Consider the following 24,936-nt stretch of genomic DNA (forward strand, 5'->3'; position numbering starts at 1 on the left):
GTGTCTCCGATTTAATCTTCTATGATTTCAATGGCGTCGGCCCCGCACTCAGCAGCCGCCTGGCGAACAATCCCTTCCAGATGTTTTGGGATTACGTCAAATTTAACCGTGGAACGAAGCTGATCCTCATCATACTCAAACACCTCTGCACAGAGTTCGTTGCAGTGTCTGTCGCCCATGCACTGTTCAGTAACCTTAACTTTCATTGACCGTCTCCTTTTGTCGTACGTTAAAGAAACATCTAGGTTGATAAAATATTATTGCCAGCAATACTCCTATTTGTATCTGCGAAAGTTTAATTCGTCAAACATTAATATCAAAAGATTGCAGACTCAGGTGCGCAAAAAATCATGGAGCCGCCTGACCCAGGCAAGGATTTTTTCGGGTGCATGGGCCTTTTTCCACTGGCCTGCCGCATATTTGTTGGCTTCGGCCATGGTCGGGTAGATGTGGATAGTTCCAAGAATTTTGTTGAGCCCGAGACCGTGTCGCATGGCCAGAACAAACTCGGCAATGGTGTCACCAGCATGACTGCCCACAATGGTGACGCCCAGAATCCTGTCCTTGCCAGGGGGTGTGATGACCTTTACAAATCCCCGGGCCTCGGAATCGGTGATGGCCCTGTCCAGATCTTCGATTTTGTAAACAGTGACCTCATGGTCGATTTTTCGTTGCTTTGCCTCGTTTTCATTCAAGCCCACCCGGGCCACCTCAGGGTCTGTGTAGGTGGCCCAGGGGATAACGCTGTAATCCACCCGGAATCGTTTGAACATCCCAAACAGGGCATTGACGGTTGCATACCAGGACTGATGGGCCGCAACATGGGTAAACTGATAGGGGCCTGCCACGTCACCGGCGCAAAAGATATTGGGAAAATTGGTTTCCATGAAATTTCCGGCCTTGATTTTTCCTGTGTCTGACATCTCCAGCCCAAGGGTTTTAAGGCCCATTCCCTGGGTATTGGCTACCCGTCCCAGGGCAATGAGAATGGTGTCAAACTCAATTTTTTTGTCCACACCTCCATGGTCGCAGACCAGGACAGATCCCTGGTCTGTGTGGATGATTTCTCTGGCTGAATGGTCTGTGAGTACCTGAACACCTTCGTGTTTAAATGTCTGCCTGATCAGTTCAGACACCTCGGGATCTTCCCGGTTGAGTATCCGGGGGCCCCTCTGGACCAGGGTCACGGTTGAGCCAAGCCGGGCAAATGCCTGGGAGAGTTCGCATCCAATGGGGCCGCCGCCGAGGACCAGGAGTCGTCTGGGAAGGGTTGTGAGCTGCCAGACTGTGTCCGATGTGAGATAGTCAACGGTTGAAAGCCCTGGGATATCCGGCACCATGGGCCGGGCTCCCGTTGCAATGACAATGCTTCTTGTGGTGAGACGGGAGCCATTGACCTCAACCTCCCAGGGTGAGATCACCCTGGCCCTTCCCTTGATGCATGTCACGCCAAGCTGGGTGTAGCGTTCCACAGAATCGTGGGGTTCAACGGTTCTGATGATATCATGGACCCGTTCCATGACCTTGGAAAAGTCAAAGGTGATGTCTGCCTTTTCAAAACCGTAGGTCTGGGCCCTTGCTGCCTGGGCCATTATTTTTGCGCTTCGGATGAGTGCTTTGCTGGGGACACATCCCGTGTTCAGGCAGTCTCCGCCCATTTTGTCCGCCTCGACCAGGGCCACTTTAGCCCTGACCGTTGCGGCAATGTACGAGGATACAAGCCCTGCAGATCCTGCCCCGATCACCACAAGGTTGTACATGAATTGTTTGGGCCGTGGGTATGGGGCCAGCTGTTTTCTTGCCTGGACCATGGCTGTGACTTTTTTGGCAACCAGGGGTAAGATGCCGAGCAGGGCAAAGGCTGCCAGGAGGTTGAACGATAGAATGCCCTGGATGGATTCAAGCCCGGCAAGCTGGGTGCCTGCATTGACATAAACAAAGGTTGCCGGCAGCATTCCGATCTGGCTTGCACCGTAATAGAGGGGCAGAGAAATCGGTGTCACGCCCATGACAAGGTTGATGATGAAAAAGGGAAAAACAGGTACCAGGCGAAGGGTGAACAGATAAAAACCGCCGTCTTGTTCCACCCCTCGGTTGATGGCGTCAAGTTTTTCCTTGAATCGTCGCTGTACGGCCTCCCGGAACAGAAATCGTGAGACCAGGAACGCAAGGGTTGCGCCGATGGTGCTGGCAAACGACACCAGAACCGTTCCCAGGAGGGTGCCGAACAAAGCGCCGCCCAGCAGGGTGAGCATGACGGCCCCGGGCAGGGACAGGGCTGCCATGGCTATGTAGACCGCCATGTAGGCCATTATGGTTGCAACCCGGTGGTTGACGTAATAGGCCTGGAAGGCATTAAGGCTTTCGCGCATGAAATCGAGGGAAACATATGCTTTAAGATCAAAAAGATAAAAACAGACCACCATTGCTGCAATGGCAGTCATTACCAGGCTTTTGGTTTTAGTGGGTTTTTTCATGGGTGATTGATGAACCTTTTAATTTCCTGGTTTACGGCGTCTGGGCGTTCCATGGGAGAAAGATGCCCTGCATCTGCAATGCTGTGGCGCCGGGCATCGGTAATGGTTGATTCCAGATGCTCTCCATATTTTGCCGGGGTGAGGACATCGTCGGATGCCGTTAAAATAAGGACCGGCCTGGTGATGCGATGGAGATCGTCCATCAGGTTAAAGCTGTTGCATGCCATGAAGTCTTTGAGGGTTGTCCCAGGGTCCTGGACCATGGTTGGACCAAGGGCGTCAATGAGTTCAGGCGAGTTGTTTTTCGGTGACAGGGCAAACTGACCCAGGGTGCTGAGATATCGGGTGTAATTCTTTTGGATGGATTTCAAGAGCATGGTGTTGACCCGCAGCCTTGCCCCGGAATTTATGACAATACCGGATTTGATGTTGTCGAGGTTTCGGGCAAGCAGGGAGAGTACCACGGCGCCGCCCATGGAGATGCCGCAGACAATGGGCATCTTAATCTGGTTTTTGTCTATGAACTCAACAAGGAAGTCCACATTCTGTTCAATGGATGCATTTGCCTTCCCAAGGGAGGTGCCACGGCCGGGAAGGTTCAGGGCCAGGGTGTTGAAATGGGGTGAGAGGCCTGCTACCTGGGGCTCCCAGGAATGGCAGTTCATACCTGCCCCATGGACAAGGATGAGGGTCTGTTTGTCTGTGTCCATGGGCCATGGGGCTGCCAGGAATTCAAACCTGTCGATTTTCAGCGTTTCCATATCAGCGTTTCCATATCAGCGTTTCCATATCAGCGTTTCCATATCAGCGTTTCCCTCTAGGTGGTTCCTGCTTTTTGGAGGATAATTTTCCATGATCATATCCCCAATTGACTGAATTTTCAACACAAGTGTTTGCAGGCAGCAGGGACCCCTGATTTTTGATTGCGTTTTTTTCATGGAACTGTTAGCAGAGCAAACTTGTACCCATTCCTCCCCAAGGGTTACAGGTTGTATGATTTGACATATGCGCTTTTGCCTGAATCTTTAATCCACAAGGTACACCATGAAATTTGATCCATCCATGTTTATCGAAAAAAATCGCCGGGAATGCGGGGACACCTATGATGCCATGCGCTGGCTGACCCGTGATCAAGCCGTTGCGGCCAAAGGAAAACGGGAGCAAATCCTTGATTCGATCTTCAGGACCGGTGACCGTGCCCAATGGCGGTTTGCCCAGACAAAACCCCATACCGGTGAGCTTTCCCCGGGGTGCCGACTCTGTGGCGAAGGGGCATGGTCCTGTCTTTTTGTCAATAATCTGTGCAATGCCAGCTGTTTTTACTGTCCGTCGGCCCAGAAACATAGGTCGATTCCCGGCACGGGCAACCTTGAATTCAATGCGCCTGAAGCCTATGCGGATTATGTGTCAGCCTTTGACATAAAGGGGGTTAGTTTCAGCGGCGGAGAGCCCACCCTCTCGTTTGACCGGGTGGTTCGTTTTTTAAAGACCCTGCGGCACCGCAGCGGAAACTCCCTGTACATCTGGATGTACACCAACGGCATCCTCATTACCGAAGATAAGCTGAAAATTCTGAGGGACGAGGGACTTGACGAGATCCGTTTTGACATTGGCGCTGTCCGTTACAACCTTGAAAAGGTAAGGATGGCCGTTGGCATCATTCCCCGGGTGACCGTGGAGATCCCGGCGGTGCCAGAAGATGTTGAAACCCTGAAAAGGGTGGTCAGGGACCTTGACGCCATGGGGGTGAACTTTCTCAACCTTCACCAGCTGCGCTGCACCGGTTTCAACCGGGAGAAATTTATCCAGAGGAACTACACCTTTGTCCACGGACCGGGTGTGGCCGTACTTGAAACCGAGCTTGCCGCCCTTGAGATCATGGCCTATACCCTTGAGCACAGGATCAGTCTTCCTGTGAATTACTGTTCGTTTATCTACCGGCACCAGTTCCAGGGGGCAGGCAGCCGCAGGCGAAACGCCTTGATGGTTAAAAAGGGGTATGAGGATGTGACCCGGACAGGTTATCTCCGCTCCATGGCCCTTTTGGGTACAAGCGAGGCCATCGCAAACATGGATCAACGGTTGATCCTGGCCGGTTGTGACCCGCAGCTCTGGCAGGTGTCCCAGAACAGGGACCGGCTTTTGTTCTCGTCAGTCCTTTGGGAATACCTGGATTTTTCCGGTTTAAGTCTGGCAGTGCGGTATGTGAACACCAGCCTCAGGCAGGCCATCTCCTATCGACACCCCTTTCAGGAGATTCGACTCAACCCCAGGCAAAAGGTGTTCATTGAACGTCAGATTCAACCTGGGGAGGTTATTCTAACCCCCGCTATGATCGGGCCGTTTTTTGATCGATTTATCGGTGAAACCACCATGGATGCCCCCATGGACAAACAGGATGCCCTGGCGGGAGCTGCTGAATTTGAACATTTCAGGCCAGGGCTTTTGGCCTATGTTTAACGGGGGTCAGGCGTTGGTTGTTGGGCCTCCCCGGTTTGCTTCAGCTTTAAGGTAAGGGTTGTGACAAGCCTCTGGGGCCCATAGGAGAGCTTTGCCCGCCTGAGCCCTGGAATGCCCATGTCCTGCTCCCGGTTGATCAGGCGGCATTTTTCTTTGAGATGGACGGCGGTAGCATGGTTGATGGCCTGGGACACACCCTTGAACTCATGGTCTGATTTTTCAAAGTGAATGTCGTAGGTGGTGTCATTCAGGGGGCTGAACACGGCAAAGGCCCTGACAGCGCCTTGGACAAGGATGGCGATTCCCCCAAGGCCAAGGGCATCAAAATAGTTGAACGCCTCGTTCATTGCCCGGTGCTCTTCTGAAACAGTGCGGGTGATGGTGGCATTCGCCTGGTAAAGATGTTCAGCAAGGTCAAGGCAAAGGGCTCTCACCGGCGGTGTCAACGTCTTGATCCGGGCATCGGGATATTGCCTGTTGAACTGGGATACAAGGTTGCGCTTTTTGTGCAGTTTTCTTCCCTTGAGTTCTGCAAGGGCCATTGTCGTGTAGAGGTAGTCGTCAAAATCTCGGTCCTCAACAAGGGTGTAGTCGCGGTTTAACTCGGGATGGGCCATGACATACTCTGCCGGTACAAGTGATATGTCGCCGGGCATTCCGGCTGCAACAAGGGACAGGGACAGCTCGACAAGTTCGGTGGGCGCCATGGACGGTCCAATGGGCATGAGGGTGTATCCTTCTACCCCATCGTGGATGACAAGTCGTTCGTGGACAAGGGTCCAGGAAATGTCATAGATATTTCTCCAGGCGAACAGGTTCGCAAAGCTGTACTCACAGCTCATTGGGCCAAATGCATGGGTATAGCTGGTTATGGTATTCCTGTCCTGGAGTTCAACGGATTTGAAAGAAGGAAGTGGTTGTTCCTGATAAAGATTCTGTGCCATGGTCAATTCGGTCCGGTTATCCTTTGAATTCAAAGGGGGTGTGGTTCTCCATGGGTTTAAATCCCATGCCCTTGTAAAAACTCTGGTTGCCCGGGGTGGAGATGAGGCCAATCCAGTCAACCCCTTGTTCTGTCAGACGATCCACGAGTGCACGGACAATGCGTTGGCCGATACCCTGTCGTTGATATTGTTTGAGAACCACCATGTCCTGGATATAGGCATCGCTCATCCCGTCGGAAAGGGCACGGCCCATGCCGACCATGGTGCCATGGTCAAAGGCTGCGGCAAAACAGGCTGAACTCTGGACTAGGGTGTCCAGAAACGAGGTGTCGCTGTCATAGGCTTGTTTCCACCATCCGGCATCCTTGTAAAGGGCCATGATCTCAAGGGGGGGGGCGCTCTGGACGATTCTTATCTCAACTGGGGACTCCTGTCCGTCAGGGGCTTGTTTTGTCCGGGGTGGTGCAAATGGTTCTTTGGAACGTTTGGTCATGAAGTGGGGCAGAACAAACGATGCTTGATGGATTTCCGGTGAATAGTAGTCAAGCATCTGCTGAATTTCCTGTGGGATGGGCCTTGCGGGTACCGTCAATTTTGGTCCAAGGGAGGCAAGGCAGATGCCGAGATGGCCGCCCGGATAGGAGGGGACCAGCATGTATGCGTAAGCCTGGACCGGAAAGAGCTGTTGGGTGATGTCCGTGAGGTTGTCGACGCACTCAGTGTGAATAAAAAATGATTCCCCCTGGGTTGCAACAACGCCGCCGTCTTTGAGTGCAGCCTTGAGAGCCTTGTAAAACGGCAGTTCAAACAAGGCTTTGCCAGGACCGATGGGGTCTGAGGAGTCAACAATGATGACGTCGTAACTTTTTTTTCGGGCGTTGACAAAGGCGTTGCCGTCTCCAATGTGAACCGTCACCCGTGGGTCGTCAAATCCCTTTGCCGTGGTTGGTAAAAAACGTTTGGCAACGGCGATTACATCGGGATCAATCTCGCAAAAATCAATCTGTCGGACACATTCATGGCGGGCAACTTCCCTGAGTATGCCGCCGTCGCCACCCCCTATCACGAGCACCTTTTCCGGGTTTGGATGGGCGAACAGGGGAACATGGGCCATCATCTCATGGTAGGCAAATTCATCCCTTTCCGTGAGTTGGATGATGTTGTCCAGTACAAGCATTTTTCCATAGGTTTTAGTCATGTACAGGTCTATTTGCTGAAACTTGCTTGCAGCAGAGTAGAGGGTTTCCTCAATTTCAACGGAAAGGGCCATACCCCGCCACATGGGGCAGATTTCGGAAAACCATCCGTTCATTATCGTATTCATGGCGTCATGCTCCAGAAAGAAAAATTATTGCCGCAGGGCAAGGTGCAGCTTGTAGTTTGAGGCCTTGAACCAGGCAAGGGAGGCTTCGGCAACCTGGCGGGGCTCATAGAAGTTGCAGGAGAACAGATCGATGTAGGCTGCGCTGGACGCCCTGGAAATAATGCCTGAAACCAGGGCCGTTGACTTGGGAAGGGTCATGGTGAATCCGGAAACATCGGTTTCCTTGCCAAAAAAAGTGACGCCGCAATCACCGTCTGGGCTGTCCGGTGCCATGAGGTTGCACATGTCATGGACAAATTGGCTGATGCGGGTTTCATCTTCAAGCAGGTCTGGATCGCATTCGTATAGATCCACCGAGGTGAGAACCCCCCAGGGAGCCTTTTGTTCGACCTCCTGTTTCCATGAGATGGGGTAGAGACCCGGTGTGTCAATTATTTTATCCACGGTTTTTTTTCTGGGTCCATAGGGGATGAGTCCCCGGTTTCGGTCGGACGAGACAACCACATGGGCTGAACCAAGGGAAAGGGTAAGCGAATCCACGGCTCGTTTGATGTCAATGCTGTCGCCGCAGGTAAAGATGTCCACGGCTGCATAATTGTGCTCGGGCCAGGCATGGACGGTGAAGTGGGATTCAGCAATGATGACGACTCCGCTGACGCCCTGGGGTTCAAATTTGTGAAACGAGGAAGTGATCACCGTTGCATGGCTCTCATCGGCAGCCTTTAAAAAGGCGGTTTCAATTTCAACGGGATCCAGCAGTGCACCCGGGGCACAATCGTAATATTCTATGGTAAGCTGGCGACCAAGGGCAAACAACTCTTTGTCTGTGTGGTGTCTGGGAGTTATATCGTTGTCTAACATTAAAAAAGGCATTCTCCACATTTCCAGTTTTGTTTCTGGTTTTTCGGCTGGAGACCGGCCATCGGTTTCCAGGAGACAATACTATCTATTATAGGTCCGATACTGAATATGGCAAGGGGGGGATCTTTCAGCAGGCGTTGCAAAGCAGGGGTTTGGCCAGGGCAGATACCCTGCTCCGGCCATGCCGGTTATTCCATGGTAGACTGGACAAAGGCCAGGGTATCCCGGACTTCTTTTTTTGAAAAGCAGTCCAGGGCATGGTGCCAGCCCGTGTCTTCAAGTCTTGCTCTGATATGACTACCCGTCTCCATTCTAAGCTCTTCCTTGAGACGGCAGAAGGGGCGTGCCGGGGTGTCGATCCACAGGGAGACAATGGCTTTGGCTGTTTTAATCAGTTCGTCTGCCGGTACAATTTTATCAACCATTTCCCGGTCCAGGGCTGTTTTTACATCGATCATCTCGCCAAAGTACATGACATCCCTGAACCGCTTGTCACTGTCCAGTCCAAACCGCATGACAGCACTCTGGGCAGGGGAAAGGGGAACCCCGATCTTGATTTCTGACATGCCGACCTTGATTTTAGGATGGTCAGTGATGATTCTGTAATCCGAAGCCATGGCCAGGATCAGTCCGCCTGCGGCTGAATGGCCGTTCATGGCGCATACCACAGGTTTGGGGCAGAGAAACAGGTCCAGAAGGACCTCGTCGGCATAGGTGATAAATTTAACGGCCTGGTCCAGCGTCTCAAACCCCATAAAGGTGTTGAGATCAAATCCGCTGGAAAAGAACCGCCCGCTGCCCGTGAGGACAAGACCCTTGATGGTTTCGTCGGTTTTGACCTGTTCCACGGCGGCCTTGAGCCGGTCCAGGGTCTTCCGGGTGATGGCGTTGGTTTTGCCGTTGACCAGCGTTGCAATGAGCGTCTGATCCTCAATTTGAGTTTCAAGCATGGTAATCCTCCGTGTATGTTTATGTCAGGACATGAAGCTCCAGAGAACGCCTGCTGCAATGGCAGAACCGATGACCCCGGATATGTTTGGTGCCATGGCGTGCATGAGCAGGAAATTTGTGGGATCCTCCCTCTGACCCACGATTTGAACCACCCTGGCGGAATCGGGTACGGCGGATACGCCTGCGGCACCCAGAAGGGGGTTTATTTTTTCCTTGAGAAACAGGTTCATGAATTTTGCAAAGAGAAGCCCGCATGCAGTTGCAATGCAGAACGAGAGGGCACCAAGGAAAAAGATACCCACGGATTTGGTGGTGAGAAAGACGTCGCCCTGGGTGCTGGCACCCACGGTTACACCAAGCAGGATGGTTACCGAGTCAATAATGGCTGTCCTGGCCGTCACGGCAAGCCTTTCGGTCACAACGGCTTCCTTTAACAGGTTTCCGAAGCAGAGCATCCCCAGGAGGGGCAGGGCCGCAGGGGCCAGAAAGCAGCAGAGCAGAAAGGCGATGATGGGAAAGAGAATTCGTTCCCGTTTGGTCACTTCCCGGGGCTCTTCCATGCGGATGAGTCGCTCTTTCCTGGTGGTCAGAAGCCTCATGATCGGCGGCTGGATTACGGGAACAAGGGCCATGTATGAGTAGGCGGCAACGGCAATGGGCCCGATGAGTGTGGGGGCAAGTTTTGCCGTGAGAAAGATGGCCGTGGGTCCGTTTGCACCGCCGATAATACCGATGGATGCCGCCTCGTTGGGTTCAAAACCCAGGGCCAGCGCCCCGAGAAAGGTGATGAAGATACCTGTCTGGGCCGCGGCACCGAGGAGCATGAGCACCGGCCGAGCCAGTAAAGTGGAAAAATCGGTCATGGCACCGATGCCAAGGAAGATCAGGGGCGGGTAGACCCCCTGGGTGACACCAAAGTAGAGATAGTGAAGCACACTGTTTGTTTCATAGATGCCAAGTCCTAAACCTTTGAATACGGGAATATTTCCCATAAGCATGCCGAACCCGATGGGAACCAGCAGCAAAGGTTCATAATCCTTTGCAATACCAAGATAGATGAAAATCATTCCCACTATGATCATGATCAGGTTGCGGTAGTCACACAAAAAGAAACCTGTGTTGTGAAAAAAATCTAAAAAAAGAGTCTCCATATGTCTTCCTCTATTTGTTCCTATCTTTTGGTTGCTTGGATCAGAATATGAACCTGTTGAACGTCTCTTTGTCAAAAAGATAAAGACCGTGAAGGTCTGGCGTGATGATTTTGGTTTTAATCAGTCTGCTCAGGTTAGAATGGGGACGTTCAAGGCCGCTGATTTCTGCCAGATGGAGAAGTTGCTGAAGGGAGAAATGATCGTCCATGGTCTGGATCAAAAGATGAAACTGGCGTGCCGATCCCTTTTCTCGTTCAGTAAAGGGTGGGGGCAATGGTTCCGTGGTCTTGGGGGGCTTTTTTTTGAACAACTGGATATTGCCCCGGTTGTCCCAGATGCCCAGGAGTTTATGTATCCGGGAAATGGACAGGGCAAGGAGTACAAGGCCTGTAAAGACGATGGATATGCCCACCACAGAGATCGCCCATCCGTTGTTTGCCGCAATAGCTTCTATACCGTACAAGATCTTAACCTCCGTCTAATAATGATACTCAAACCCGGTTGCCTCTTCCTGCTCCACAAACGGCGCCGTATCTTCAAGAAAGATTCTCCACTGATACATGATCTGGTCGGCCATGGGGGAATCTTCCTGGATCAGGGCAATGAAATCATTTCGTTGTATGGCAAACACCAGACCCTGTTCCAGGGCCTTGACAGTGCTTGTGTATTTTCCTTTGGATGAGAGGATCTCCATGGCGATGAAATCACCGGGATGCTCCATAACAAGGGCTTTGCCCCCATCCATGGCAACGAGGAGGGTGCCTGAAGCCAGGATAAAAAACCGGGCAGCTTCCTCTCCCCTGTTTGCAAGGGTTTCTCCCTCTTGGACGTCAAAGGGCTCCATTAGTGATCCCAGATGTTTAAGATCGGCCGGTTCAAGGGAGCTGAAAATAGTGTTTTTTTTCAGAAGTTCCAATTCTTGAGACATTGTTTCCCCATTTCTTTCATTTTTTTGATAGATTTTTGCAAAGCGAATTCATCAAGTAATCATACATTGCAGGATTTGTCGATAAAAAAATAATCGATTTCTATGGAACCCCTGCACATGAACAGGCCGGGGGTTGGATGGGAGCAGCTTGCGTTGTTCTCACAATTTCAGATCATTAATGGTTGACGGAAACCGGTATAATATCGTATTAAAGAAAATTTATTACATCTAAGGAAGTTCATTAAATCGAAATAAGAAAGGGGTGTACAAAATGCATTTAGCCAAGCGTTTGCTGGTGTTGTGTTGTTCTCTTGCCCTTCTTTCCGGGGTTGCAGTTGCCAACGAAAAGAAGATCAAGGCAGGATTTGTCTATGTGGGGCCTGTTGGGGATTATGGGTTTACCTATGGCCATGACGAGGGGCGGCTGTTTGCTGAACAAGAGCTTCCCTGGCTTGAGACCACCTACATCGAGTCTGTGTCCGAGTCGGATTCCGCCAGGATCATCGACCGGTTGATCCAGGAAGAAAAGTGTGATGTGGTCTTCACCACAAGCTTCGGGTACATGGACGATACAATCAAGGCCGGGAAGAAATATCCCAACAAGACCTTCATGCACTGTTCCGGGTTTAAACGGGCCGACAACGTGGGCACCTATTTCGGCGACCTTTACCAGATTTATTATCTCAACGGCCTCATGGCCGGCGCCCTGACCAAGACCAACAAGATCGGTTATGTGGGTGCCTTCCCCATTCCAGAGCTTGTGCGTCACATCAACGCCTATGCCCTGGGTATCAAGGCGGTGAATCCCAAGGCCCAGGTGGACGTGCGCTGGACCTATGCCTGGTATGGACCTGACAAGGCCAAGGAGGCTGCAGAATCCCTCATCGGAGAAGGGTGTGACACCCTGGCCTTTACAGAGGACACACCGGCCGTGATCGAGGTAGGCCAGGACCACACGGAAAAGGGACAGCAGATTTATACCTTCAGTCACTACAGCCCCATGCAGCCCTATGGCAAGGATTCTGTTGTGTCTGGCCAGCTCATGAACTGGGGCGGCATGTATGTGAAGATCCTCAAGGACATCTACAAAAATACCTGGACCAACGAGGATGTCTGGTGGCTTGCCGGTGAAGATGCCGCCATCCTTGGTGGCAGCAAGACCGAAATCATCAACCCCAAATTTGTGGAAGAACTCAAGGCCATCCAGGTGACCACCGAGGATCTTGGCAAATTGTCTGTGTACGATCTTGTCCTGAAACGGTACGCCCAGATGAAAGAGGGTGTGGAGGTGTTTGATCCCTATGACGGGCCGATTACGGACAACACAGGAGTGCTCAAGGTCAAGAAAGGAGAGCGGGCTTCCAAGGACGACATACTCAGCATCATGTATTTTGTGGACAACGTTAAAAGTGCCATTCCCAAATAACCGGCATGGCCGGAGCAGGGTGTCTGTCCCGGCCACAACGAAATTTGAAGCTTGAATCTTCGACAGCAGAGGCGACCGGGGGGAGGTTTTACCCGAAGCGGATCAAACGGCAGCGGTCAGCATGGATGCTGAAAGAGCTGCCGTTTCCCTCGGAGCAGCCCAGGACGGGCTGCGAGAATGAGCGGAGGGTAATACCTGCCTCCGGTCGGTGGAATGGCACGAGTTTCATATAAAAAGGGCCACGGGCTGAGACATGCGTTCAGCCCCTTTGTCCCAGGAGTCATATGAGAAAGATCAAAAAACTTGAAATGAGGGATATCTGTAAGTCATTTCAAGGCATTCCGGCTAACCAGGGCATCAGCCTTACCGTGGAGACAGGTGAGATCCTTGGGCTCCTTGGTGAAAACGGGGCCGGAAAAACCACGTTGATGAACATCCTCTACGGATTGTACCAGCCGGATGGGGGTGAGATCCTGATCAACGAACGGGTGGTGAAACTCAGCTCCCCCCTGGATTCAATCCACCAGGGAATCGGCATGGTGCACCAGCATTTCATGCTCATTCAGAACCACTCGGTGCTTGAAAACATTGCCCTTGGGTATGAAAAAACCCCGTTTTTTTTTCCAAAGATCAGAATCCGGGAACAGGTGGTTGCCTTTGCCGAAAAGTTTAATTTTGCCATTGACCCCACCAAGAAAATTTGGCAGCTCTCCGCCGGTGAGCAGCAGCGGGTGGAGATCATCAAGGCATTGTTAAACGGGGCAGACCTTCTCATCCTGGACGAGCCCACCTCTGTGCTCACTCCCCAGGAAATCGACGATCTTTTCCAGTTTCTGAAGAATATGAAGGCCCAGGGTCACATGGTGATCATCATCTCCCATAAGCTTGACGAGATCATGGAGATCTGTGACCGGGTTACGGTGATCCAGAAGGGCAGGGTTATCGGCAGTGCAGACACGGCCTCCACGGACAAACGTTCGCTTGCCCGGATGATGATCGGCAGGGAGGTTTTTTTCAATGTGGAAAGAGAACCCCTGCCAAGGGGCGATACCATCCTCAAGGTTGAAGATATCTGTGTCAAAGGGGACAAGGGACCCCTTGTCGTTAAGAACTTGGGTTTTGAGGTGTACGCCAACGAGATTTTCGGTGTGGCAGGCGTTGCCGGAAACGGTCAAAGGGAGCTTGCCGAGGCCATTACCGGTATCCGGACCATTGAGTCTGGCCGGGTGCTGGTCAAGGGGGTCGACATCACAAATATGTCCCCGAGGCGCATTTATGATGCAGGCCTTGCCCACATTCCCGAAGAGCGGATTCGCTTCGGCATTGCCCCTGGGCTTTTTGTCTACGATAACGCCATCCTCAAGCAGCATCATTTGGATAAATTCTCCACACGAATTTTCCTTGAATACAGCCAGATCCGGGACCATGCGCGATCCCTTGTGGAAAGCTACAGGGTTTCCACCCACTCCATTGATGTCCAGACCAAGAATCTTTCCGGTGGCAACATCCAGAAGCTGATTCTGGGTCGTGAGATCAGTGAAAAACCCCCGCTGCTTGTGGCCTCCCATCCAACCTACGGCCTTGACGTGGGCGCCACTGAGTACCTCCGGGAAGAGCTTTTGACCCGGCGGCGGGAGGGGGGAGCCATTCTTCTTTTTTCAGAAGATCTTGAGGAGGTTATGAAGCTGTGCGACAGGATTGCCGTTATTTTTGATGGTGAGTTCACGGCTGTTCTTGATTCCGGCGACCCAAGGCTTGCCGACATCGGGCTCATGATGGCCGGATCCATGAGAATTTGATCAACAATTGCCACGGCAGCTCCAATTGAGCGTTCAGGATAAAACTTTATGTTAAGAATAAAAGTCAGTGACAGGGAAACCACCACCGGTTTACGGTCTTTGTTGACCAACATCGTCTCCCTTGTGGCAGGACTCTGTGCCATCGGCCTTGTGTTTGTTGCCTGTGGGGTCAATCCTTTTTTTGCCATTTCAAAGATCTTTCTTGGTTCCTTTGGTTCCATGTATGGGTTCAAGGAGACGGTTACCAAAGCCATTCCCCTGGTCATTATCGGCGGGGGGTTGACCCTTGCTTTCCGGGCAAGGTTCTGGAACATCGGGGCCGAGGGCCAGCTTCTCATGGGTGCCATTTTAAGCACCTGGGTCGGTCTTGCCTGGGGGCCCCACCTGCCTTCGTTTGTGATCATTCCCCTGATGTTTGCAGCAGGATTTGTTGGTGGTGCGCTGTGGGGATTGATTCCAGCCATTCTGAAGATTCGGTTTTCCATCAATGAGGTGATCTCCACCCTGATGCTCAACTATATCTGCGCTGAGCTTGTCACCCTGCTCATTGTGGGGCCGTGGAAGGGAAAATCAAGGTTCGGGTTTCCCGGCACGGATAATCTTTCTGAATCGGCCATTCTTGGGGTTATTCCCGGTTCAAGAATCCACTATGTCACCCTGATTCTGGCCCTGGCTTTTGCCGTTATTCTCTGGATCGCTGTCTTCAAGACCCGGTTCGGTTATGAGGTAAGGGTGATCGGAGAAAATCCAGATGCCGGGCGATATGCCGGGATCAATTTTTTTAAAACTTCGCTGATTGTTATGGCCGTGAGCGGCGGTATGGCAGGGCTTGCAGGAGTCGGTGAAGTGGCCGGTATTCATCACTATCTCACCTATCCTGCTGCCATCTCTTCGGGGTATGGGTTCACCGCCATTATCGTGGCCTGGCTTGCCAAGCTCAATCCTCTCTACGCCATTGTATCCGGGCTTTTCTTTGCCGGAATCCTGGTGGGGGGCGACGCCATACAGATCTCCCTTGGACTGCCTGCGGCAACGGTTCAGATTGTCAACGGCATTCTTTTGGTCTGCCTGATCATGGGCGACTTTTTTTTCAAGAACAAAATTACCGTAAAATGGGATAGATAGATGCAAGATGTAATTATATCAGTGGTTGAGAGAACCATGGTAGCTGGAACCCCCCTGCTTCTGGGGACGGTGGGTGAGGTGATCTGCGAACGTTCGGGGATTCTCAACCTTGGGGTTGAGGGGGTGATGAGTGTGGGGGCAGTGGTGGCCTTTATCGTCACCTATACTACGGGGAATCCCTGGCTGGGACTCATGGCCGCCATTGCGGCCGGTATGCTGGTATCGGTAATCCACGCCTTTGCGTCGGTTACTCTCCAGGCCAATCAGGTGGTGTCGGGCCTTGCCTTGACCATGATCGGTCTTGGTCTTTCGGGCATGCTGGGAAAACCCTATGTGGGCAAACCCCTTGAGATCAAGATGAACGACTTTGCCATTCCCTATCTGTCGGACATCCCTGTGATTGGCCCCATCTTTTTTGACCAGACCCCATTTTTTTATATGGCAATTCTGCTTGCCTTTGGCGCCTGGTTTTTCCTTGAAAGAACCAGCCTTGGCATCAAGGTCCGATCCACCGGGGAAAACCCCAGGGCAACGGAAACCCAGGGGGTGAACGTCACCCTTGTCCGATACATGTGCGTTATCATCGGCGGCGGTTTCTCCGCCATGGCAGGGGCCCATCTGTCCACCTCCTACTCCAAATCCTGGATTGAGGGGATGACGGCCGGCAGGGGCTGGATCGTCATAGCCCTTACCATCTTTTCCCTGTGGAACCCGGGCCGGGCCATCCTTGGCGCCTTTTTGTTCGGCGGTATCTTTGTTCTCCAGTACCTGCTCCAGCCCCTTGGCATATCGCCCAATTTTCTGGCCATGCTGCCCTACCTTGCCACACTTTTGATTCTTCTGGCCATGAGCCTCACGGGCAACAAAAAACTCAACGCCCCTGAGATGCTTGGTGAGCCCTACAAAAGGGGGGAGCGTTAAATCCTATTTACCATTACAGCATCATGTTTTTTTCAAGCATTCTGCAGTGATTGAAAAATTCCGACCTGTGCGGTTAACTTTGTTTACCGGGGTCGTTCAATAAAAAATGTTTGAAAGATGCCTTTTGCTGGCGATACACCTGTCCTATTGTATCACCCAGAGGGTAAAGTCCCTACCTGCATGGATAATTTTGTTGGAAACACTGCCGAACATGAACTCTTCTGCCTTGGATACGCCCCGGCGGCCGATTGCCACGGTTTTGAACCCTTCTTGCTTTACAATGTTCAGGATATCCAGGGCAATACTGTTTCCCTGGCTGCAGTAACGGGGTGTCTCCCCCAGGGGTGAGTGGCAGCTTTCAATATAATCTGTTTGCACATTTTCTGGTGCAACGCCCTTTTGTATGAGCATCTGTTGACTTTCAGATAGAAACGCATGCATCTCCTGTCGCCGTTTGACACACGCTTGTTTCCAGGCATCGTCATCGGGGAAAAAATCGCGGTCAGGCGACTGCTCAATGTACAGCAACTTCACCGTAAACCACGGGCAGTCCTTTATGATAGCTGCCACATAATCAATGGTGCGTCGTGAATTTTGAGACCCATCAATGGCAACGAGAATTTTGTTGATACCCATATCTATCCTCCTGGAAAATGTTTGCTGCCCTGCTGCCAGCGTAACGGATAGCATATGTTAAAGTCTGGCGTATCAGGACATTTGCTGCAGGCAAGGACGCAGATCCCTTAAAAATTCGTCCACTGTTTCATAATAAACCGTTGTACTGCCTGAAAAATGCATAAGTACCCAGTTTAACGATTCAGGGATGTAGGGAAATATTTTCTGCAGATTGGCCAGTCTGTTTTTAAAGACCAGCAAAAAATCACCCCCATTAAATTCAGGGGCTTTTTTGCCATCGGCGCATAGATTTGCAATGTCCAGTTGGGAGTAAAATCCCTTTCCAACTATATATAAAAGTAACCCTCCCAGACCAAAAATATCCAGCCCAAAAGGGTTTTCCTGGAAGCTGAAGGTATAGTCAAAATCAATCCAGACATAATTTCCTGTACTCCTTTCCACCCAGAGATGATCCCGCCGGATGTCTCCGTGTTTTTCCCCCCTGGCATGCAAAGATTCTATTGCCTCACAGGCAACAATAAATTTGGGCAGAATCTGGGGCAGGTACTGGTGAAAATATGTTTCATGGTCCAGATCGAGTTCGTGTATCCATTGATCAAGTCGTTTGCCCCTTATGACATCCAGCACCCGGACGTTATTACCTGCAGCATCCTGTGTCGAAAACCCCTGCATGAATCGAAAGTCTTCCCGCACAAGATCAAGGATACGGGCCTCCTTTCGCGGGCTTCGGTAACACGTAATCTTTATTTCCCCCAGCTGGCGAGAAAATGTTTCATGGAAAACAAGCTTGAGAATTTGACGCTTCCCAGATTCAAGGTGACGGCATCGTTTGACCCAGAATTTCGGATCTTCAATTCCGAAGCTGCGCTCCACTTCGTCCCGCAGTACCAGGTAATGTTCATTGCCCAGGACAATTATATCCCCACCGGTAATCCGCATGAAATCGCCAGTGTCCGTATAAACCTGACCATATCTATCCACGTAGGCATCTGGTTGAAGCCGTTCCAGGATCTGTTTGACGTTTTCGGACATGCTTGCCTCCTGAAAGGGATTTTATTTTAAACTACCATGGCCGCCCCATAATTTAAAGAAAATTTCGTAAAAATGGGGAACATTGTGGCGATCACAGGGGGCTGAATTTTGAGTGGTTATAAGTCGTTAACGCCCACTCATGCCCCTTCCGGAAATACCCCTTCCCGCCAGAGGATTGTACAGCTTTGTAATTGCAAATTTCATAACATCCAAGGATTGCATGTCCAATATAATATTCATTAAGGTCTTCTCACCTTCTTCAGGAAGTACGCAAGCATTGTTCGCGTCAAAAGTTAAGCCTTCAAAGCCTTTTATTAATTTTTTCTGGTCTTTCTTGGTCATGCCGACCTGGGCTGCTTTTTTTCCATCTATTTCTTGAACGAGGTCGGTCAATCCAGCAGCTTCAAATTTTTTGAGTTTTTCGTCATCCAAAAACATATTAATGTAAAAATCTGACATAATGAATCTCCTTTAAAAAATTAAATGTGACTATTTATAAAGAGAACAGAATCGATACCTGAAAGTATTTCATAATACTAATTGCCATCGATTTTATGTTTATATGCTTCATATGAAACACTCGCCAAAGCATTGTCAATGATGGTGTTTCAAAATTCGTTGAGGCCTGAGCCATACCTCGTTCCGGCCGTGCCGATTATATTGAGATTCAAGTCCTTAAAATAGAAAATTTTTGCAGGTATTCGGACCTTAATTTTTTTCTGCATATTCGGGTATAGTAATATAAAAATGGAAAGTCAAATAAAATTTTGTCCCAATCCTGACCTGAAATTGATGGGCCCGGTTCGCGAAGTTCTTTAGTACCTGAAAGTTGCAGTAGACGACTACAGCAGCATATCCGGCCAAAGGGCCCTTGGAACTTTTAGGTGGTATGCATGTCTATTTACATCGATTTCTATAGGCGGTCGCCACCATTTCAGCACCATATTTTCTTTCAAGCCTTCGTACGATAAAATGGCCACGGGCTATATCTTGAAAATGATCAATGAACAAGGTGTTGATAATGGAACCTCCGGCAGCACCGATTGCCGGGATCGCCTGGGCGGCGGCCTTTTCTGAAACCTGAATGCTGAAACGCTGGGCCACCAGGATGATAAGCCTGACAAGGGCTGGGGCACCCTCTTCAACCACGCCTTTTTCCGCTATATATTCAGTTGCCCTTGTGATTGATTGGGCCAAAGCGGCTCGAACTGCAAAATAACCTGATTCAGAGGCGTCATCGTTTGAGGTTGGGCCGCCTAAAGCAAAAACTTCTATGCATGCAAGTCTTGCTGCCTCTGAGGCGATGTCTTCCTGTTCACTTCGGGCAATATCCGCTATGGATCGCAGCATTATTGTCGTTGAAACAGGCAATTCCATGGACATTGCCGGCAATCCGAAAAAACCGCCAACCCCCCCTGTTGCTGCGACTGCAAATTTATGCCAGAAATCTGAGGAGGCTTCACCCGGAGTGTTTTTCATTGTGAAAATAGCTGCATGGGCCGCTTTAGTCAATGCCACCTGGGCGATCTCTCCAATTTTTGCATGCCAATTGGCAGGCAGCATTTTGAATCCCTTTTCAATGGGTATGCCGATCAGATTTGTAAGTTTTGCCGCAATGCCCGGGTTTTCAAGCAGGGCCTTTGCTCGTCTTAAATCCCTTAAATCTTTTTGCTGAAAGTCCACGGTGTTTTTCCTCCATGGCTGACGTTAGGTTGCCCAAAACCATTTCCGTTGGTGGGGGGGGGTAACGGGTTTACCCCCTGGGTTTCAATCTTCGTATATCAAGGCAAGACCAAATGCAATAAAGGCTGCGCCGGTTAATTTATTGAAAAAAGTCATTGGTTTTTTCTGGGATAAATAGGGTGAAGCAACAGCGGATAAGAGCGCATAGCTTGATAATACAAGAAAGGAGATTCCTTCGATGGTCAATATCAAGATTAAAAACTGGGGAATAAACGACCTTGCGGGGTCGATGAATTGAGGGAAAAGCGCGGTAAAGAAGGCTATGGCCTTGGGGTTGGAGATGCCGACCCCGAACCCCTCCTTAAACACGGATAAAAGGGCCCTTGTCTGCCTTCGTTTACTTTGGGGTTGGATGTTTTTATCTGTATGGGGTGTTCTCCACACTTTAATGCCTAAATAGACAAGATAAATGCAACCCAGCACTTTTAATGCAGAAAACAAGGATGAAGAGGCAAGTATGATCGCTCCCAGACCAACGGCAGACAGGGTTGCTAATATTACCATGGCCATGAAATTGCCAAGGATATTTAAAATGGCGATTTTATATCCGTATCTCATACTGTTCTTTATGGTCAAGACAACGGCAGGGCCCGGTATCGCGGTTATTGTAATCGCTATAGTTACATAAATCATGTAATCGTTTATCATGGAGTCTCTTTCTCTGCATGGCCAAAAGGGTTTTGTCAATAATCCCCCGTAAAAAAGGGGAATAACGTTTCTTCCTGACATGGGTTTTATATTGTTTGTTCTGGGACTTTGCAAGGAGAAACTCTCTGATCTGTACCCTTTGATTGCAACACCGGCAGAAATAACCGCCACAGGGTTTTGATTGTTTCCGGCCTGTATTTGTGTTAACGGTAACCTTGTTAATACGATTAACCCTAGGGTTTTTTTAACCCGAATGTCCATGCCGGGCCTACCAGGATTCTTAGCAACTCGATGATCCAGTGACCCGTTTGCCTTAATTTATTCGGCAGGGGTAAAAGAGGCCTAGTGAAAACATCTCTCAAACATATTTTCAGGGGGGGAAATGCCGGTCTAAAGGTCGTGGATTTGACCCATCCCCTGGATGAAAATATTCCCATCTGGCCGGGGGATTCTGAATTCAAGCTTGCTGCCCGGGCATCCTACGAAAAGGATGGGTATCTGACCCATAGTCTGGCTGTGGGAGAACACAGTGGAACCCACTGGTCAACCCCCAACACCTTTGTTCCAGGCGGCCGCCATGCTGGAATGTTCACCCCGCAAGAGCTGGTGGTTCCGGCCGTGGTCATGGATATCCGCGCCAAAACCTGCCAGGACAGGGATTATTGTCTTACAGTTGAGGATGTGACGGCCTGGGAAGCTGTGTACGGGGAAATTCCCCTGGGTAGCCTGGTGGTTCTCTTTACCGGCTGGCAGGAACGCTGGAATGATTCCTGCTCGTTTTTTGGTCTGGATCGGGAAAATACCATGCATTGGCCGGGTTTTGGCAGGGATGCGGTGATCCATTTGGTCGAGGAGAGAAAGATTGCAGGCCTTGGCACAGATACCCACGGCATTGACCCGGGCAATGACGGGGCATTCAAGGCAAGTGGTGCCATCTTCAGGGCAGACAAGATTGTCCTTGAATGCCTGGCAGGCCTTGATGGTTTGCCCGCTGTGGGTGCGATGCTTGTGATCGGGGGACTGCCCCTGAACGGGGGAACGGGCAGCCCTGCCCGGGTGCTTGGCCTTTTGGGCCTTGGTCGGATCTATTGAATGCGCTGGTCAATCCATTGATGGATATCCTCAATTACTTTTGCATTTCCCGGTTCGTTTAGAATTTCGTGGAAAAATCCTTTGTACAGGGTGAGTGTCTTGTCCGTTGATAAAATGGTGTTGTACATGTATTGGGATGCCTCCGGTGTTACAATCCGGTCGTCGCCGCCGTGGAGGATCAGGCAGGGATACTGGTAGCCGGCCAGGGCCTGGGTCAGCCAGGTGGCTCCGTTGATAAAAACTTCGCCCAGGAGTTTCTGGCAGGTTTCCTTTAGCACCAGGGGATCATTGTCATAGGCCTCGACCACGGACTTGTCCCGACAGATCAAGACGGACAGCTCATTGGGAACCTTGTTCCGGGGCTCGGTTTCAAAGTCGATCTCCTGGAAAGGTTTAAACAGGGGCAACACAGTGACAGCCGCTCCTGAAAGTATCTGACCTGTCAGTTTACCCGGGTATTTAACCCCATAGGCGGCAGTGATAAATCCTCCCATGCTGTGGCCGAGCATGAAGACTGGAATCCCTGGATTCTCCCGTATGATTCTTTCCACCAGGATATCTGCATCATCAATGAATTGGTTAAAATCGTCTATGAATCCCTGTTCACCACCAGAGCGGCCATGTCCCTGGTTGTCGAAACGGTAGACGGTGTAGCCGAAGTTGTTGAGTTGATCCACCACATGGTCGTAGCGTCCCAGATGCTCGGCCAGGCCATGAACGATGAGGACGGCAGCCCGGGGTGACGTCACCGGGTTTGCCTTGGCAAACAGGTCCACCCCGGGGGTGGATGAGGGGATGTTTATTTCACTTAATTGACAGGCCATGTTTGAATTCCTTTCAGTAAAAGAAGGATCTGATTTGGAGCGTATGGGGTGAAAGTATCCTATACGTGAGTTCGGTACTTTATTCATTAATCAATATCATCATACTGACCTTTCGCTTATTTTTTAGAGGTATTTGAATTAACGAGGCTCTTTGCACTGGACAATTAAGGCCAGCCGTGTCATGGTCATCATAAAACCCATTACCTGGAGGTTTATGATGGCCCCAAAAATTGAGAGAATCGATACGATACCGCTTATCATCGCAACCCTTGAAAAGATGAACGTTCAAAAAACAATTGACAGTATTTTTATTGCTCATGGTAACTGGATCGGTCTCAGCTATGGTCAGTTGACGGTTTTGTTCGTAACCTATGTGTTGCATTCCTTGACCCATCATTTTTACGGGGTGGAATCCTGGGCAAATCAACATAAAACAGTTATAGAACGTGTGACAGGCTGGAACGTGGGTGAAAAAGATGCCACAGACGACCGCCTGGGGAAACTTGCACAGGTGTTTGGAGAAAACGACGAATACATATCAGAGTTTCAGATTCAGATGGGGCAAGGCATTATCTGTGCTTACCAGTTACCGACAAAAATTGTTCGCTATGACACCACGGCTTTCAATGTGTACCATGACCCAGAGAGCAGAAAGAACGGTATCTTGGAATTTGGTCACAGCAAAGATCATCGGCCAGATCTTCTTCAATTCAAACAAGGCCTTGCAACATTGGACCCGTCTGGGGTTCCCATTTTAAGCGAAACTCTTCCGGGGAACCGTGCTGATGACCCCTGCTATTTCCCAGCCTGGCAGCGTATGGTGAAAACCATCGGCAACCCTGATTTTTTGTATATTGCAGATTGCAAGGCAGCCGCCCTTGAAACCCGTGCTGCAATAGATCATGAAAAAGGATATTACCTTTTTCCATTACCAATGACCGGTGAGATTCCCCGTCTTATCAAAGAGTTGGTTTTGAACCCTGGGCAAGCCTTTCAAGAGATTGTGTTGCTCCCAAAAGATGAAGACCAAAACGAACGGGTGGTAGGCAAGGGATTTGTCGTGAATCAGCAAATGGAAAAACAGCTCGAAAGCGGAACAGTTCATCGATGGCAGGAAAGATGGATGGTTAGCCTGAGTAATAGCCATGCGCAGCGTCGGAAAAAATCGTTTCAAGATCGTTTGGACAAAGCCGAAAGCAAATTGGCTAAACTTAAGGCAAAGACCAACGACTCCGTAGATTCTTTTAAGCTCAAAGCCGAAAAGATATTGCAGGCATGTAACGTTGAGGCCTATTTTCATCTTGAAATCAACGACTCCGTAACCTTGCAGAAAAAATATATTGGTAGAGGACGCCCAGGGCCAAACACCCCTTTCAAAATGGTGGAAGTCCTGAATTTGGACTTAATGGTAAATCGAAATGAAGAGGCGATTGAAGAATTCAAAGCGTTGGCTGGTTGGCGGATCTTTGCAACCAATGTTGACGAAAACAGTATGACGCTTAACCAAAGCACACAATACTACAGGGATGAGTGGCTTGTAGAACGGGGTTTCCATCGACTAAAAAAAGGGCATATCCCTGTACTGCCTTTATTTTTACGTCTGCAGAAAAGAATCAAAGGCTTGATGGTAATGTTGACCATTGCCCTTCAGGCATTGACCCTGATGGAATTTGTCGTCCGCAGGGAGTTATCCAAAGCAGATGAACCTATTGCAGGGCTTGTTCCCGGAAATCCAAAAATGAAGACAAAACGCCCCACTGCAGAACGATTGCTTTCACAATTTGACAGCCTTCACCTTTTGATCGAAGAAAAGGGAGAAAAAATTTCCGGTGTCGTGGTTGAAGAATTGACGGCTTTACAGAAAAGAATCTTAACGCTTCTGGATTTGCCAGAAAAAACCTATGACCTTTCCTTCGTGGTCGGAAAAAAAAATTAGGCGTACAAAAATGAGCGAAACCCAAGATCATAAAGATCAATATCCAAATAGTACCTGAAACTTTCAGGTAGCGCTTTTTCGTCCTGGGATGCCTGTTCGACACCGGCGCATCCGTCCAGGACAATCAAATCTGCCAGGGAAACCCTTGTTTTGCCTGCCTGGGCGCTGTTGAACGCCTTTTGGATTCCTTCAAGGGTCTGGAGTACCGTTGCAAGTTGCTCGGGCTGGCTGACTGTCCAATCCTTCTGGGGTGCAAGACGGATGCGTGCACTGTTTGCCCTGCCGCGCTTGTCTGAGCCGCGGAAGGTGGATGCCGAGGCCCAGGCCCTGTTCTTCGAGGCCGGCGGCCTCGGGTTCAGGACCGATCAGGGCGACATCCCCTGCGCCATGGCACTTGCCAAAGGTGTGTCCGCCAGCGATGAGTGCGACGGTTTCCTCGTCGTCCATGGCCATGCGTGCAAAGGGATCAGTGCCCATCTGTACAATATTTCGGTATACCGTGGCAAGACTCATTGTCGGAAAGTCAGGTTTAAACCGATCATGGATATCTTCAACACTTGGATGGCCGTTACTTACGGCAAGAATTTTAACGATGGCCAGGCGTTGGGGCGTTTTCTAATGGTAATGATTATCATGTAGCATTGATATTCTTTCAAGT

At 50.3% G+C, this 24,936-nt stretch carries 25 protein-coding genes; 7 read left to right on the forward strand and 18 right to left on the reverse strand.

The window, feature by feature from the left end:
• Nucleotides 1-11 precede the first annotated feature (11 nt).
• The 3 genes from HRM2_RS03015 to HRM2_RS24895 all read right to left on the reverse strand — a co-directional run bounded on the left by HRM2_RS03015 (nucleotide 12) and on the right by HRM2_RS24895 (nucleotide 3,238).
• On the reverse strand, nucleotides 12-206 hold the full coding sequence (locus tag HRM2_RS03015) for a ferredoxin (RefSeq protein ID WP_012662983.1): 195 nt from the start codon (nucleotides 204-206) through the stop codon (nucleotides 12-14).
• A 126-nt stretch (nucleotides 207-332) separates the two neighbouring features.
• Nucleotides 333-2,477, reverse strand: a complete 2,145-nt coding sequence (locus HRM2_RS03020; RefSeq protein WP_012662984.1) for an FAD-dependent oxidoreductase — start codon at nucleotides 2,475-2,477, stop codon at nucleotides 333-335.
• Nucleotides 2,474-3,238 (reverse strand): alpha/beta fold hydrolase, encoded by a 765-nt coding sequence (locus tag HRM2_RS24895; RefSeq protein ID WP_012662985.1) that lies wholly within the window; start codon nucleotides 3,236-3,238, stop codon nucleotides 2,474-2,476. Before HRM2_RS24895 ends, HRM2_RS03020 begins: the two co-directional genes overlap by 4 nt.
• Before the next feature lie 301 nt (nucleotides 3,239-3,539).
• Here HRM2_RS24895 and HRM2_RS03030 point away from each other — a divergent pair, with 301 nt between their 5' ends.
• Nucleotides 3,540-4,937 carry a radical SAM protein gene (locus HRM2_RS03030; protein WP_232364180.1) on the forward strand — a complete coding sequence of 466 codons (1,398 nt, stop codon included), beginning with the start codon at nucleotides 3,540-3,542 and terminating at the stop codon, nucleotides 4,935-4,937.
• Here the strand turns inward: HRM2_RS03030 and HRM2_RS03035 are convergent.
• From HRM2_RS03035 to HRM2_RS03065, 7 genes are all read right to left on the reverse strand, one after another.
• Nucleotides 4,934-5,881 (reverse strand): DUF2156 domain-containing protein, encoded by a 948-nt coding sequence (locus tag HRM2_RS03035; RefSeq protein WP_232364181.1) that lies wholly within the window; start codon nucleotides 5,879-5,881, stop codon nucleotides 4,934-4,936. The two genes, HRM2_RS03030 and HRM2_RS03035, sit on opposite strands and share 4 nt — an antisense overlap.
• Before the next feature lie 16 nt (nucleotides 5,882-5,897).
• Nucleotides 5,898-7,205, reverse strand: a complete 1,308-nt coding sequence (speE, locus tag HRM2_RS27510; RefSeq protein ID WP_012662988.1) for a spermidine synthase — start codon at nucleotides 7,203-7,205, stop codon at nucleotides 5,898-5,900.
• Nucleotides 7,206-7,229: 24 nt separating this feature from the next.
• Entirely contained in the window at nucleotides 7,230-8,066 is an 837-nt protein-coding gene (speD, locus tag HRM2_RS28025; RefSeq protein ID WP_041273599.1) for an adenosylmethionine decarboxylase, read from the reverse strand.
• 188 nt (nucleotides 8,067-8,254) lie between these two features.
• Nucleotides 8,255-9,016, reverse strand: a complete 762-nt coding sequence (locus HRM2_RS03050; RefSeq protein WP_012662990.1) for an enoyl-CoA hydratase/isomerase family protein — start codon at nucleotides 9,014-9,016, stop codon at nucleotides 8,255-8,257.
• 24 nt (nucleotides 9,017-9,040) lie between these two features.
• Complete coding sequence (locus tag HRM2_RS03055) at nucleotides 9,041-10,168, reverse strand: sodium ion-translocating decarboxylase subunit beta (protein ID WP_012662991.1); 1,128 nt, start codon at nucleotides 10,166-10,168, stop codon at nucleotides 9,041-9,043.
• A 40-nt stretch (nucleotides 10,169-10,208) separates the two neighbouring features.
• A complete protein-coding gene (locus HRM2_RS03060) occupies nucleotides 10,209-10,631 on the reverse strand; it encodes an OadG family protein (protein WP_012662992.1) in 423 nt (140 codons plus the stop codon).
• A gap of 15 nt (nucleotides 10,632-10,646) precedes the next feature.
• A complete protein-coding gene (locus tag HRM2_RS03065) occupies nucleotides 10,647-11,096 on the reverse strand; it encodes a cyclic nucleotide-binding domain-containing protein (protein ID WP_012662993.1) in 450 nt (149 codons plus the stop codon).
• Between the two features lie 271 nt (nucleotides 11,097-11,367).
• On the opposite strand from HRM2_RS03065, the gene HRM2_RS03070 reads away from it, so the two are divergent.
• The 4 genes from HRM2_RS03070 to HRM2_RS03085 all read left to right on the forward strand — a co-directional run bounded on the left by HRM2_RS03070 (nucleotide 11,368) and on the right by HRM2_RS03085 (nucleotide 16,367).
• Nucleotides 11,368-12,522: a BMP family ABC transporter substrate-binding protein gene (locus tag HRM2_RS03070; protein WP_012662994.1), complete on the forward strand. Its 1,155-nt coding sequence runs from the start codon at nucleotides 11,368-11,370 to the stop codon at nucleotides 12,520-12,522.
• Between the two features lie 284 nt (nucleotides 12,523-12,806).
• Nucleotides 12,807-14,321, forward strand: a complete 1,515-nt coding sequence (locus tag HRM2_RS03075; protein ID WP_012662995.1) for an ABC transporter ATP-binding protein — start codon at nucleotides 12,807-12,809, stop codon at nucleotides 14,319-14,321.
• A gap of 48 nt (nucleotides 14,322-14,369) precedes the next feature.
• Nucleotides 14,370-15,446: an ABC transporter permease gene (locus HRM2_RS03080; RefSeq protein ID WP_012662996.1), complete on the forward strand. Its 1,077-nt coding sequence runs from the start codon at nucleotides 14,370-14,372 to the stop codon at nucleotides 15,444-15,446.
• On the forward strand, nucleotides 15,447-16,367 hold the full coding sequence (locus HRM2_RS03085) for an ABC transporter permease (RefSeq protein WP_012662997.1): 921 nt from the start codon (nucleotides 15,447-15,449) through the stop codon (nucleotides 16,365-16,367).
• Nucleotides 16,368-16,511: 144 nt separating this feature from the next.
• Here HRM2_RS03085 and HRM2_RS03090 read toward each other — a convergent pair whose 3' ends face one another.
• From HRM2_RS03090 to HRM2_RS03110, 5 genes are all read right to left on the reverse strand, one after another.
• A complete protein-coding gene (locus tag HRM2_RS03090) occupies nucleotides 16,512-17,003 on the reverse strand; it encodes a universal stress protein (protein ID WP_012662998.1) in 492 nt (163 codons plus the stop codon).
• A gap of 72 nt (nucleotides 17,004-17,075) precedes the next feature.
• Nucleotides 17,076-18,035 (reverse strand): hypothetical protein, encoded by a 960-nt coding sequence (locus tag HRM2_RS03095; RefSeq protein ID WP_012662999.1) that lies wholly within the window; start codon nucleotides 18,033-18,035, stop codon nucleotides 17,076-17,078.
• A 126-nt stretch (nucleotides 18,036-18,161) separates the two neighbouring features.
• Nucleotides 18,162-18,494, reverse strand: coding sequence for a DUF6955 family protein (locus HRM2_RS03100; protein ID WP_012663000.1), 333 nt, complete (start codon nucleotides 18,492-18,494; stop codon nucleotides 18,162-18,164).
• A gap of 438 nt (nucleotides 18,495-18,932) precedes the next feature.
• Entirely contained in the window at nucleotides 18,933-19,718 is a 786-nt protein-coding gene (locus tag HRM2_RS03105; protein WP_012663001.1) for an EcsC family protein, read from the reverse strand.
• 84 nt (nucleotides 19,719-19,802) lie between these two features.
• Nucleotides 19,803-20,426: a LysE family translocator gene (locus HRM2_RS03110; protein WP_049770517.1), complete on the reverse strand. Its 624-nt coding sequence runs from the start codon at nucleotides 20,424-20,426 to the stop codon at nucleotides 19,803-19,805.
• A 345-nt stretch (nucleotides 20,427-20,771) separates the two neighbouring features.
• Here HRM2_RS03110 and HRM2_RS03115 point away from each other — a divergent pair, with 345 nt between their 5' ends.
• On the forward strand, nucleotides 20,772-21,518 hold the full coding sequence (locus HRM2_RS03115; RefSeq protein ID WP_012663003.1) for a cyclase family protein: 747 nt from the start codon (nucleotides 20,772-20,774) through the stop codon (nucleotides 21,516-21,518).
• Here the strand turns inward: HRM2_RS03115 and HRM2_RS03120 are convergent.
• Nucleotides 21,512-22,342, reverse strand: a complete 831-nt coding sequence (locus HRM2_RS03120; RefSeq protein WP_012663004.1) for an alpha/beta hydrolase — start codon at nucleotides 22,340-22,342, stop codon at nucleotides 21,512-21,514. The two genes, HRM2_RS03115 and HRM2_RS03120, sit on opposite strands and share 7 nt — an antisense overlap.
• Nucleotides 22,343-22,559: 217 nt before the next feature.
• Here HRM2_RS03120 and HRM2_RS03125 point away from each other — a divergent pair, with 217 nt between their 5' ends.
• Nucleotides 22,560-24,278: an IS1634 family transposase gene (locus tag HRM2_RS03125; protein ID WP_012662549.1), complete on the forward strand. Its 1,719-nt coding sequence runs from the start codon at nucleotides 22,560-22,562 to the stop codon at nucleotides 24,276-24,278.
• Here the strand turns inward: HRM2_RS03125 and HRM2_RS27525 are convergent.
• Nucleotides 24,275-24,541 carry a peroxidase family protein gene (locus tag HRM2_RS27525; RefSeq protein ID WP_232364275.1) on the reverse strand — a complete coding sequence of 89 codons (267 nt, stop codon included), beginning with the start codon at nucleotides 24,539-24,541 and terminating at the stop codon, nucleotides 24,275-24,277. The genes HRM2_RS03125 and HRM2_RS27525 overlap by 4 nt on opposite strands.
• Nucleotides 24,468-24,878 carry a peroxidase family protein gene (locus HRM2_RS27315; RefSeq protein ID WP_332306313.1) on the reverse strand — a complete coding sequence of 137 codons (411 nt, stop codon included), beginning with the start codon at nucleotides 24,876-24,878 and terminating at the stop codon, nucleotides 24,468-24,470. The genes HRM2_RS27525 and HRM2_RS27315 overlap by 74 nt, the downstream gene beginning before the upstream one ends.
• Nucleotides 24,879-24,936: the final 58 nt, after the last annotated feature.

Source organism: Desulforapulum autotrophicum HRM2, from assembly GCF_000020365.1.
Lineage (GTDB): Bacteria > Desulfobacterota > Desulfobacteria > Desulfobacterales > Desulfobacteraceae > Desulforapulum > Desulforapulum autotrophicum.

What these genes read in the sequence shown, in the direction of transcription:
- HRM2_RS03125 (WP_012662549.1), top strand. Translation starts at nt 22,560, where the DNA reads ATGGCCCCAAAAATTGAGAGAATCGATACGATACCGCTTATCATCGCA.
- HRM2_RS03120 (WP_012663004.1), bottom strand. Translation starts at nt 22,342, where the DNA reads ATGGCCTGTCAATTAAGTGAAATAAACATCCCCTCATCCACCCCCGGG.
- HRM2_RS03065 (WP_012662993.1), bottom strand. Translation starts at nt 11,096, where the DNA reads ATGTCTCAAGAATTGGAACTTCTGAAAAAAAACACTATTTTCAGCTCC.
- HRM2_RS03055 (WP_012662991.1), bottom strand. Translation starts at nt 10,168, where the DNA reads ATGGAGACTCTTTTTTTAGATTTTTTTCACAACACAGGTTTCTTTTTG.
- HRM2_RS03080 (WP_012662996.1), top strand. Translation starts at nt 14,370, where the DNA reads ATGTTAAGAATAAAAGTCAGTGACAGGGAAACCACCACCGGTTTACGG.
- HRM2_RS03020 (WP_012662984.1), bottom strand. Translation starts at nt 2,477, where the DNA reads ATGAAAAAACCCACTAAAACCAAAAGCCTGGTAATGACTGCCATTGCA.
- HRM2_RS03070 (WP_012662994.1), top strand. Translation starts at nt 11,368, where the DNA reads ATGCATTTAGCCAAGCGTTTGCTGGTGTTGTGTTGTTCTCTTGCCCTT.
- HRM2_RS03110 (WP_049770517.1), bottom strand. Translation starts at nt 20,426, where the DNA reads ATGATAAACGATTACATGATTTATGTAACTATAGCGATTACAATAACC.
- HRM2_RS03030 (WP_232364180.1), top strand. Translation starts at nt 3,540, where the DNA reads ATGTTTATCGAAAAAAATCGCCGGGAATGCGGGGACACCTATGATGCC.
- HRM2_RS24895 (WP_012662985.1), bottom strand. Translation starts at nt 3,238, where the DNA reads ATGGAAACGCTGAAAATCGACAGGTTTGAATTCCTGGCAGCCCCATGG.
- HRM2_RS03015 (WP_012662983.1), bottom strand. Translation starts at nt 206, where the DNA reads ATGAAAGTTAAGGTTACTGAACAGTGCATGGGCGACAGACACTGCAAC.
- speE (WP_012662988.1), bottom strand. Translation starts at nt 7,205, where the DNA reads ATGAATACGATAATGAACGGATGGTTTTCCGAAATCTGCCCCATGTGG.
- HRM2_RS03100 (WP_012663000.1), bottom strand. Translation starts at nt 18,494, where the DNA reads ATGTCAGATTTTTACATTAATATGTTTTTGGATGACGAAAAACTCAAA.
- HRM2_RS03085 (WP_012662997.1), top strand. Translation starts at nt 15,447, where the DNA reads ATGCAAGATGTAATTATATCAGTGGTTGAGAGAACCATGGTAGCTGGA.
- HRM2_RS03035 (WP_232364181.1), bottom strand. Translation starts at nt 5,881, where the DNA reads ATGGCACAGAATCTTTATCAGGAACAACCACTTCCTTCTTTCAAATCC.
- speD (WP_041273599.1), bottom strand. Translation starts at nt 8,066, where the DNA reads ATGTTAGACAACGATATAACTCCCAGACACCACACAGACAAAGAGTTG.
- HRM2_RS03050 (WP_012662990.1), bottom strand. Translation starts at nt 9,016, where the DNA reads ATGCTTGAAACTCAAATTGAGGATCAGACGCTCATTGCAACGCTGGTC.
- HRM2_RS03095 (WP_012662999.1), bottom strand. Translation starts at nt 18,035, where the DNA reads ATGTCCGAAAACGTCAAACAGATCCTGGAACGGCTTCAACCAGATGCC.
- HRM2_RS03090 (WP_012662998.1), bottom strand. Translation starts at nt 17,003, where the DNA reads ATGGGTATCAACAAAATTCTCGTTGCCATTGATGGGTCTCAAAATTCA.
- HRM2_RS03075 (WP_012662995.1), top strand. Translation starts at nt 12,807, where the DNA reads ATGAGAAAGATCAAAAAACTTGAAATGAGGGATATCTGTAAGTCATTT.